The sequence below is a fragment of the Actinomadura sp. 7K534 genome (assembly GCF_004348575.1).
Classification (GTDB): domain Bacteria; phylum Actinomycetota; class Actinomycetes; order Streptosporangiales; family Streptosporangiaceae; genus Spirillospora; species Spirillospora livida.
Genome location: NZ_SMKB01000260.1, coordinates 1 through 9522, shown reverse-complemented (window position 1 = coordinate 9522; position 9522 = coordinate 1). Strand labels below are relative to the sequence as shown.

Sequence of the window (9522 nt, the reverse complement as noted above, 5' to 3'; positions counted from 1 at the left end):
GGAGGGACGGGCGGCGCACCTGCCAGTCCCCCGGGCCCCGGACCTCCTCGGCGGCGACCCAGCGCGCGGCCCGGAGCAGGGCCGGGTCGCCCGGCGGCGTCCCCGCGTCGGAGAGGGCGTTCATCGCCAGGACCGTGTCCCAGACCGGCGACTGGCACGCCTCCAGGCGGCGGCCCTTCTCGTCCCGGATCGTGAACCGGTCGAGCCCGCCGAGGCCGCGCCGGATGATCGGGTGGTCGAGGCCGTAGCCCAGCTCGTGCAGGGCCATCAGCGAGTACACCCACGGCGGCTGGATGCCGCCCCAGCAGCCGTCGGCCTCCTGCCGGGCGATGATCCATTCGGCGGCGCGGCGCAGCGCGGCGGTGCGCAGCGGCCGGACCGGGCGCTTCTCGTACACGTGCAGGGCGCGGTCGAGTGCGGTGAACACCCGTCCCCAGCCCTTCGCGTCCTGCGCGGGACGCACCCCTGACCGCAGCTCGGCCAGGTCGAACGGCAGCGTCCGGACGGGACGCAGCGACCCGAGGACCGTCAGCGGGACGATCGTCTGCCGCGCCCAGCACGCCCAGTCGTAGACGTTCAGCGGCACCCGGCTCGGCAGGCACATCAGCTCGGGCGGCATGACGGGCAGGTCGTCCCAGGACCACTGCCCGAACAGCGCGAGCCAGATGCGGGTGAACACGCGGCTCGCCTCGATCCCGCCGGCCTCCCGCACGTAGCCGGCGGCACGCCGCATGTGCGCGGTGTCGGCGGGGTCGCCTGCCAGCCGCAGCGCGACGTACGCCTCGATCGTGGTGGACAGGTCGGGCGGGCCGCCGAAGAAGTTCGCCCACGTGCCGTCGTCGCGCTGCCGCGACCGGATCCAGCGCGCCGCCTCGCGGGTCTCGCCGTCGGTGCGGATGCCGAGGAACTGGCGGAGCAGCAGGTCCTCGGCGTCCATGGTCACGTTGGTCTCCAGCTCCGCCTTCCACCAGCCCTCGGGCGACTGCAGGCCGAGCAGGTGGTCGCGGGCGGCCTCGACGGCCGCCGCCGCCGCGCCGGTGAGTCCCGGCGCCTCGATCGTGGTCATGGAGCGCTCCCTTCCCTCCCGGTCAGTGGTTCCGCGCGGACGAGCGGAGGTGCCGGCGGACGAGGCGGGCGGCGGTGAGGCCGCTGCGCACGGCGCCCTCCATCGTGTCGGGCCAGCCCGTGTCGGTCCACGCGCCGGCGAGGAACAGCCACGGCAGCCGGGTCGCGGACGCGGGGCGCAGCGCGCCGCTGCCGGGGCTCTGCCGGAACGTGGCGTGCCGTTCCCGCGTGACGAAGAAGTCGGTGACGCGCGCCCGGCGGGCGGCCGGGAACAGCCGCGCCAGTTCGGCGAGGTACTCCCGGCGCAGCTCCGCGGTCGGCGTGTCGATCCGGTCGTCGGCCGCCGACACCGAGACCGCGAGGTACTGGCCGCCGGTCAGGCCGCTCACCGCGGTCCGGTCGAACACCCACTGGACGGGCGAGCCGACCGCCGCGGCGAACGGCACGTCCATGACCGGCCGGTCGTAGACGGCGTGGACGTTGACGATGGGGCTGGAGCCGAGGCCCGCCCAGCGCTCCCGGTCCGGGCACGCCTCCGCCGGGACGAGCCCGGCCGCCTGCCGGTGCGGCACCGCGACGACGACGGCGTCGGCGGTGACCGGGGCGCCGTTGACCACGAGCTTCGGCCCGGCCTCGATCGCCGTCGCCTTCGCGCCGAGGTGGATCCGGCCGCCGTCCCGCTCGACCTTCGCCGCCGCGACGGTGCCGTGCAGGTCGCCGAGCGGGACGGACGCGACGCCGATGTCCGCGGCGTCGGACCGGCCGAGCAGCGCCGTCTGGCAGACCATGGCGGCGGGGCCGAGCGCGGCGTCGTCCAGCCCGATGTTGAGCGCGGCGGTCACGAACAGCTCCCACAGCGCCCGCCGGGCTTCCGGCCGCTGCCCGTGGCGGGCGAGCCAGCGGCCCATGGCGATCCCGTCGAGGGACGGGTCGGCGGGGTCGAGGCGCTGGAGCGCCAGCGACGCGCGGACGGCGCGCAGCCGGTCGGCGGGCGGGAGCAGCGCGTAGCGGGCGAGCGCGGGCATGAAGTGCAGCGGGCCGGGCGCCTTGGCGCGGCGGAGCCGGCCGTGCGGGCCGTCCGGGGTGAGGACGCGGACGTCGAAGCGGTCCTGGACGTCGACCCGGTCCAGCGCGTCCAGCCGCTCCAGCAGCCCCCGGTACGCCGTGCAGCACTTCAGGAAGATGTGCTGGCCGTTGTCGACGGTGAGCCCGTCCCGCTCGAAAGAGTGCGTGGCGCCGCCGAGCCGGGGGCGCGCCTCGTAGATCGTCGTCCGCACGCCCGTCTCCTGCAGCGCCAGCGCCGCCGTGATGCCGGCGAGGCCGCCGCCGACGATGGCGACGTGCCCTTCCCTGTCTCCCGCGCCGCTCATCGGCGGAGCCCCGCCATCGCCTTGGCGGACACTGCGGCCTTCTCCCAGCCCGGCAGGGACGTGCGCGTCTCCAGCGCCGCGACGGGATCGGCGGTGATGCGCCTCAGCAGCTGCCGGTAGATGCCCGCCATCGCCCCGGCGCAGGCCGCGCTGCGGCGGTCGAGCATGGGCAGCAGCTTCAGCCCGGTGGCGTACCACTCCTCCGCCCGGGACGCCTCGAACCGGACGAGCGCCGCAAGCCGCTCCGGCGGGTCGGCCGGGCGGCCGTGCTCGTCCCGGTGCAGCGTGCACCCGAACCGGGCGAGGTCCTTGGCCGGGAGGTAGACGCGCCCGTTCTGCCCGTCCTCCCGGACGTCCCGCAGGATGTTCGTGAGCTGCAGCGCGACGCCGAGCGCGTCGGCGCGCGGGACGGCCGTCGCCGGGTCGGCGGTGCCGAACACGCCGAGCGACAGGCGGCCGACGGCGCCCGCGACGCACCGGCAGTACCACAGCAGGTCGTCGAAGGTGTCGTAGCCCGCGCCGCGGACGTCGGCCTCGCAGCCGTCGATGAGCTCCCCGAACGCGTCGAGCGGGATCGGGTGGCGGCGCGCCGCGTCGGCCAGCGCCACCAGCACGGGATCGGCGGGATGGGCGGCCGGGTCGGCGAGCCGGGCGCGCTCGTCCGCCAGCTTCGCGAGCCGGTCCGCGGCCGGTGCCCCGTGGTCGTCGCCGATGTCGTCGATCCGCCGGGCGAAGGCGTAGACGGCGCTCAGCGCCCGGCGTTTCGGGCCGGGGAGCAGCCGGATCCCGTAGGCGAAGTTGCGCGCCTGCGAACGGACGACCGCCGCGCAGTGCCGGTAGGCGCCGGCCGTCCCCACTCCGGCCTCGTCCATCTCGTCAGCTCCTTCCCAGCGTCCGCGACCACTCGGCGAGCAGCCGCGCCTTCCTCGGGCGCGGGGGGCCTCCCAGGACGTCGTACGCCTCGCGCTCCAGCGCGGCCAGCGCCGCCCGGCCGCCGGCGATGTAGCCCGCGACGGCGATCCGCGCGAAGCCGCGGAGCCGGCCGGTCAGCGCCTCGCCCTCGTCCAGCAGCCGCGCCGCCCGGCCCGCCTGGAGGGCGAGCACGCCCCGCAGCCGGGTCGGGGTGACGGCGGCGGCCAGGTCGTCCTCCGCGCACCCGAACCGGCGCAGGTCCTCGGCCGGGAGGTAGACGCGGCCGTTGCGGAGGTCCTCGCCGGCGTCCTGGCAGTGCTCGATGATCTGGAGCGCGCTGCAGACCCGGTCGGACAGCGCGATCCGGCCGGGGGTGGCGGCGCCGAACACGTGCAGGACGATGCGCCCGACCGGATCGGCGGACAGCGTGCAGTAGCCGAGCAGGTCGCCGAACGTCTCGTAGCGGGTGACCTCCTGGTCGCGGCGGTTGGCCTCCAGGAGGCGGCGGAAGGGGTCCGCCGGGATGGAGCCGGCGGTGACCGTCCGGGCCAGGTCGCGCATCACCGGGAGCTCCGGGCGGGCGCCCGCGTAGATCCGGTCGAGGTCGCGCTCGACCAGGTCGAGCAGCGCGGGCCGCTCGGCGGGCGGCGCCTCGTCGCCGATGTCGTCCACGAGCCGGGCGTAGCCGTACACGTTGAGGAGGTGCGCGCGGTACCGCGCCGGCAGCAGGCGCGTGGCGACGGGGAAGTTCTCCCCGGCCTGGAGTTCGTCCCGGGACCGGCGTTCCTCGGTCCCATTCCACAAGCGCTCGCGGACGGACATGGCGTTCCTTCGACGGCGGCGGCGAGGAGGGCGTCAGTGATGCCCGGTAACCGGATGGCCGGCCGGTAAACACGGGCGTCGCGGGAGGCCCCTGTGCCGTACGTCCCCGGAGTGCCGTGCGATTCCTCCCGAATATCCATTATTTATGGATATAGGCCGGAAGTGGTCAGCCGGGAGTGCGTGATCGCGGATCCGGCCGCCCGGTTGGCGTGGAACGGTCCGAAGAAAAAGGCCGGTGGGAACGGCCTGCTCGAATGGCTCAGTAGGTGGCGAGGATGCCGGCCAGAATGCGCGGCGTGTGCTCGGGAGGGGACGCCTCGGTCACCAGGGTGTTGAAGACGTGCCAGTGCCGCTCGACCTCCTGCGGCCGGACGGGGTACACGCCGCTGTTCGCCCGCTCCAGGTACACCATGTCGGGCAGGCCCTGCTGCGGGAACCGGACGAGGGTGAGCGGCCCGTCGCCGGCGACGCGCCCGCAGATCCCGAACGGCGCGATCTGCACGGTGACGTTCGGCCGCCGGCACAGCTCGACGATGTGCCGGATCTGGGCGCGCATCGTCTCCGGGTCGCCGATCGGGCGCCACAGCGCCGCCTCGTCCAGCACCGCCCACAGGTTGAGCGGGCGCGGGCGGCGGCGCAGCACCCGCTGGCGCCGCATCCGGAACTCCACGCGCCGCTCGACCTCCGCCTCCGGGGCGACGCGCCGGATCAGCGCGCGGGCGTAGTCCTCCGTCTGCAGCAGGCCGGGGACGAACTGGGCCTCGAACGTGCGGACCAGCTTGGCCGCCTGCTCGGCGCTCAAGTAGGGCCGCACCCACGCCGGGACGATGTCGCCGTCCGCGTGCCACCAGGGGCGCGCGTTCGCCTGCTCGGCGAGGGCCAGCAGCGTGGCGCGCTCGTCGTCGTCCACGCCGTAGAGGGTGAGGAGTTCCGCGACGTCGCCGGGCTTGCATCCCGAGCGGCCGAGCTCGAGCCGGGCGATCTTGGAGCCGGAGCCGCCGATCGCGCGCGCCGCGTCCCGCCGGGCGATCCCGTGCGCCTCCCGCAGCGCGCGGAGGCGCCGCGCCAGGAGCTTCCGGGGGACGAGCGGGTCTCCCTGCGCGTCGATGGACCGTGTTCTGCCGGTACTCGTGGTTCTGCCGGTACTCGTGACGGAGGCCAACGGGACTCCTCGTCGGGGGACGGGCGAGGCATCAAGGAACGGAGCGGACGAACGGCTCACTATACCTTCACTGATCGCGTCGGCCGGGGAACGGTGAGCGACCTTCCGCGGAGGCTCCCGCGCGCCTTCCGCGGGCCGCGGCGAAGCGCCGCCGGGGCCGGCGGTGGCGTGCCGGTCACGCTGCGTCAGGGTTTGCGGGCCACCCCGCAGAGGGTGGGGAGATCCTCGGCCTCGCCGCCGACCTCGGGGCGCCAGGCCCCGCTCGTCACCAGCCCCGGCTCCTCCATCTCCAGGCCGTCGAAGTAGCCGCGGATGAACTCCGGGCTGCGGAGCCGGAACGGGATGGCCCCGGTCTCGTCGTAGGCGTGCTGCGCGGCGTTGAACGCCTCGTTGGTGTCGGTGGAGTCGTGCAGGATCAGGTAGCTGCCGGACGCGAGCGGCTCCATCAGCCCGCGGACGACCCCGAGCGCCTCGCCGGGGTCGACGATGTGCCCCATGACGCCGATCAGCATCAGCCCGACCGGCTGCGACAGGTCGAGCAGCTCCGCCGCCTGCGCCATGATCGTCTTGGGGTCGTGCAGGTCGGAGTCGATGTAGGCGGTGCGGCCCTCGCCGGAGCCGGTCAGCAGCGCGCGGGCGTGCGCGAGGACGAGCGGGTCGTTGTCGACGTAGACGACCTTCGTGCCGGGTGCGGCGCGCTCGGCCATCTCGTGCGTGTTGTCCATGGTGGGCAGGCCCGTCCCGCAGTCCATGAACTGGCGGACGCCGCGCTCGGCGGCGAGGAACCGGATCGCGCGGGCCATGAAGTAGCGGCCGGCGCGCGCGATCGGGACGATGCCCGGGTAGAGCGCGACGTACTGGTCGCCGGCGATCCGGTCGACCTCGTAGTTGTCGGTGCCGCCGAGCCAGTAGTTCCAGATCCGGGCCGACTGCGGAACGTCGGTGTTGATCTTCGTCTCCGCGCCCCGGTCGGGGCCGTTGGGGGATTCCGTCATCGGGCCGGCGCTCCTTTCGGTGATGCGGCTCTGCACTCAGGGGCAAACGTAGACCGGCCCGGCCGGGCATGACCAGAAATTGAAAATTCGGTCCCGACCGCTTTGCCATTGAGGACATTGGCGGATACGCAGCGTAGGTGCGGCGCCGAGGGGGAAGTGGCACCGGAGACCACGGGTATAAGGGTGAACCTTCCGGATGCCGCTTACGGGCCCGTTGCACGTCCCGCCGGAATGATCACTTACGGACGCGCCAGTATGCCGTCACCGATTCCACAGGGAGACCGCACCCGCCCGCCGGGCGTTTCCCGGCCGACATTCCTGACATTTCACCCAGTTACCCGGAAAACCCGCGCGAACCGACATTCAGTTCGTCGGCCCCGCCCAGACCGCGATGGCCAGCGCGACCCGGTCCTCGAACTGGAGCGGGTTGCGGCCCGTGAGCGACTCGATCCGCGCCAGCCGGTGGCGGAGCGTGTTCGGGTGCAGGAACAGGGAGCGGGACGTGGCGCCAACCGCGCCCCCCATGGCGAGGAAGGTGCTGAGCGTCTCGACGAGCCTCGTGCCGTGCGCGTTGTCGTACTCCCGCAGCGGCCGGGCGATCTGCTCGGCGAACGGGGACACCTGGTCGGGGGTGAGGCGGCGCAGCAGGGCCGGGAAGGTCGCCAGGTCGGCGCCGCGGACGACGCCGCCGGTCCGGCGCGCGACCTCCAGGGCGGCGACGCTCTCGGCCAGCGACAGCGCCAGGTGCTCCAGGGGGCCGGGGCTGCCCACCCCGGCCGGTTCGGCCCAGACGTGCTCCTCGCTGCCGATGAGGATGGCCGTGTCGCCGTCCACCCCGAGGAGCCCCGGCAGGTCGTTCTCCGGGACGTCCATCGCGATCGCGAGCAGCGAGCCGTGGTCGAGCCCGGTCTCGTCGATCCGGGCGCGCAGCACCTCGGCGGACGCGTGCCCCTCCCGGATCATGCGCAGCAGCCGCCCGGTCTCCTCGCGCTCGTGCCGCTCGTCGTGGGTGGAGGCGAGCCGCTCGGCGAACCACTCGGTGAAACTGAGGAACGGGACCTCGGGCGGGACCGCCATGAGCGGCAGGCCGAGGCGCTCGCAGACCCGGCACAGGGCCTCCGGGACGTCCTCGGTCACGTCGCCGACGCCGTAGCCGATCGCGCTGGCGCGGCTGGCCTTGACCGAGCCGGCGAACGCGACGCACGAGTCCGCGTCCCGCAGCGACGCGCCGACCGTCAGGACGACCTCGTTGCCGCGCAGGTACGGGCCGGGGTCGAGCAGCTCGGTCGAGTGGGCCCAGCGGATCGGCCGGTCGAGGCCGCTCTCCCCCGCGACGAGGCGCAGCCGGAAGCGCGGCACCTCGAGGAGCTGCCGGACGGTGAGGCGCAGCACCGCGGGTTCGCTGGTCACAGCCTCAGCCTCTCATTCCGCCCCGGCGGTGCGGGCCGGCCGCTCCGTGATCATGACCGTGTCTTGGAGAAGGGCACGACAGCCCGGCGTCCCGCGGTGCATTTGGCCAAGAAATCGCCATGTCCCTTGCCACCTGGGCTTATGGCGCGTTTGCCTGTTGTCTTCCCGACTGTGCGGAGGTTCGATGCGGGAGCGAGTGGCACTCGTCACCGGGGCGGCGAGCGGGATCGGCGCCGCGATGGTGCGCGAGCTGGCCGGGCGCGGCTGGACGACGGCCGGACTGGACCTCGCCCCGGCCGAGGACGCCCACCACTCCGTCGGGGTGGACGTGGCCGACCCGGCGCAGGTGAGCGCCTCGATCAAGCGGGTCGAGCGCGAGCTGGGGCCGATCGAGGCGGCGCTGTGCGCGGCCGGGCACTACGCGATCGTCCCGGTGTCCGACATCGACTGGTCCGAGTGGCGGCGGATGCTCCGCGTGCACCTGGGGGGCGTGGTGAACGTGTGCAAGGCCGTCGCGCCGGGGATGGTGGTGCGCGGCGAGGGGAGCATCGTCGCGGTCACGTCCGATCTGGCGATCGGCGGCGGGCACGCCGAAGCGCACTACGCGGCGGCCAAGGGGGCGGTGATCGGCCTCGTCCGGTCGCTGGCGGTGGAGCTGGCACCCGCCGGCGTGCGGGTCAACGGGCTGGCGCCCGGCCCGACCGACACCCCGCTGCTGTCGGCCAATTCGCCCTGGCGGCGGCCCTCCTACGTGCAGACCCTCCCGGCCGGGCGGCTGACGGCGCCCGAGGAGGTCGCGCTCGCCGCCGCCTTCCTGGTCGAGGACGCGACGTTCTGCACCGGGGAGATCCTGTCCCCCAACGCCGGGGCGGTGATCTAGATGACCGTCGCACTGGTCACCGGCGCGGCGGGCGCGCTCGGCGCCGCGATCGCCCGCCGGCTCGCGGGCGACGGCCACCAGGTCGCCCTCAACGACCGTCCCGGCCGGGACGTGTCCGCGCTCGCCGCCGAGCTGGGCGGGGTGGCGGCGCCCGCGGACGTCTCCGACCCCGCCGCCGTCGAGGCGATGGTCGGGGACGTCGAGCGGCAGACCGGCGGGTACATCGGGATCCTCGTCGCCGGGGCGGCCCGGCTGACGGTGGCGCCGTTCGCCGAGCACGACCTGGACGACTGGTGGCGGGTCATCGACGTCAACCTCGGCGGGACGTTCGCGTGCGCCCAGGCCGTCATGCCGGGCATGGTCGAGCGCGGCGGCGGCCGGATGGTGCTGATCTCGTCCGAGTGGGGGCTGATCGGCTGGCCGGACACGACCGCCTACTGCGCGTCCAAGGCCGGGGTGATCGCGCTCACCAAGTCGCTCGGCCGCGAACTCGGGCCGCTCGGCATCGCGGTGAACGCCATCGCGCCGGGCGCCGTCGACACCCCCTTGCTGGAGGTGGACGCGGCCGCGGCGGGGGTCTCCGTCGCGGAGATCCGCTCCCGGTACGTCGGCCGGACCCCGCTCGGGCGCATCGCCTCGCCCGAGGAGGTCGCCGAGTCGGTCGCGTTCCTCGCCGACGCGCGGCTCCCGACCCTCCTGGGCCAGGTCCTGCACGTCAACGGCGGCACCACCAGGGCACGCGCGTGATCTTCCGGGGGTGAGTTCCTCCGCGCCCGGGGAGGCCGGCGGACGGCCGGGACGGGGCGTTCGCAAGTGACCGGCGATTTCACCGATGTTCGCGGGGCGGGCGGCTGCTGACAATGACGGCGTCCTGGAGCCTCCCCCGGCTCCACCCCCGTTCGGGAG

At 74.4% G+C, this 9522-nt stretch carries 9 protein-coding genes; 2 read left to right on the top strand and 7 right to left on the bottom strand.

All coding sequences use genetic code 11. The features are described 5' to 3' along the window. From E1266_RS31820 to E1266_RS31790, 7 genes are all read right to left on the bottom strand, one after another. Positions 1-1066, bottom strand: a 1066-nt coding sequence (locus E1266_RS31820) for a prenyltransferase/squalene oxidase repeat-containing protein (protein WP_279436367.1), incomplete at its 3' end; no start/stop codon positions are given. 22 nt (positions 1067-1088) lie between these two features. After that, complete coding sequence (gene hpnE / locus E1266_RS31815; RefSeq protein WP_132053396.1) at positions 1089-2435, bottom strand: hydroxysqualene dehydroxylase HpnE; 1347 nt, start codon at positions 2433-2435, stop codon at positions 1089-1091. Further along, positions 2432-3307 (bottom strand): presqualene diphosphate synthase HpnD, encoded by an 876-nt coding sequence (hpnD, locus tag E1266_RS31810; RefSeq protein ID WP_132053394.1) that lies wholly within the window; start codon positions 3305-3307, stop codon positions 2432-2434. Before hpnD ends, hpnE begins: the two co-directional genes overlap by 4 nt. Before the next feature lie 4 nt (positions 3308-3311). After that, positions 3312-4169, bottom strand: coding sequence for a squalene synthase HpnC (gene hpnC / locus E1266_RS31805; RefSeq protein ID WP_132053392.1), 858 nt, complete (start codon positions 4167-4169; stop codon positions 3312-3314). Positions 4170-4428: 259 nt separating this feature from the next. Beyond that, positions 4429-5331, bottom strand: a complete 903-nt coding sequence (locus tag E1266_RS31800) for a helix-turn-helix transcriptional regulator (RefSeq protein ID WP_132053390.1) — start codon at positions 5329-5331, stop codon at positions 4429-4431. Between the two features lie 185 nt (positions 5332-5516). Beyond that, a complete protein-coding gene (locus tag E1266_RS31795; RefSeq protein ID WP_132053388.1) occupies positions 5517-6326 on the bottom strand; it encodes an SAM-dependent methyltransferase in 810 nt (269 codons plus the stop codon). 363 nt (positions 6327-6689) lie between these two features. Next, entirely contained in the window at positions 6690-7736 is a 1047-nt protein-coding gene (locus E1266_RS31790) for a PucR family transcriptional regulator (protein WP_132053386.1), read from the bottom strand. Between the two features lie 184 nt (positions 7737-7920). Between E1266_RS31790 and E1266_RS31785 the strand changes: the two genes are divergently transcribed. Together E1266_RS31785 and E1266_RS31780 are read left to right on the top strand one after the other, a co-directional pair. Continuing rightward, positions 7921-8616, top strand: coding sequence for an SDR family oxidoreductase (locus E1266_RS31785; protein WP_132053384.1), 696 nt, complete (start codon positions 7921-7923; stop codon positions 8614-8616). After that, on the top strand, positions 8617-9363 hold the full coding sequence (locus tag E1266_RS31780) for an SDR family oxidoreductase (RefSeq protein ID WP_132053382.1): 747 nt from the start codon (positions 8617-8619) through the stop codon (positions 9361-9363). Positions 9364-9522 lie beyond the last annotated feature (159 nt).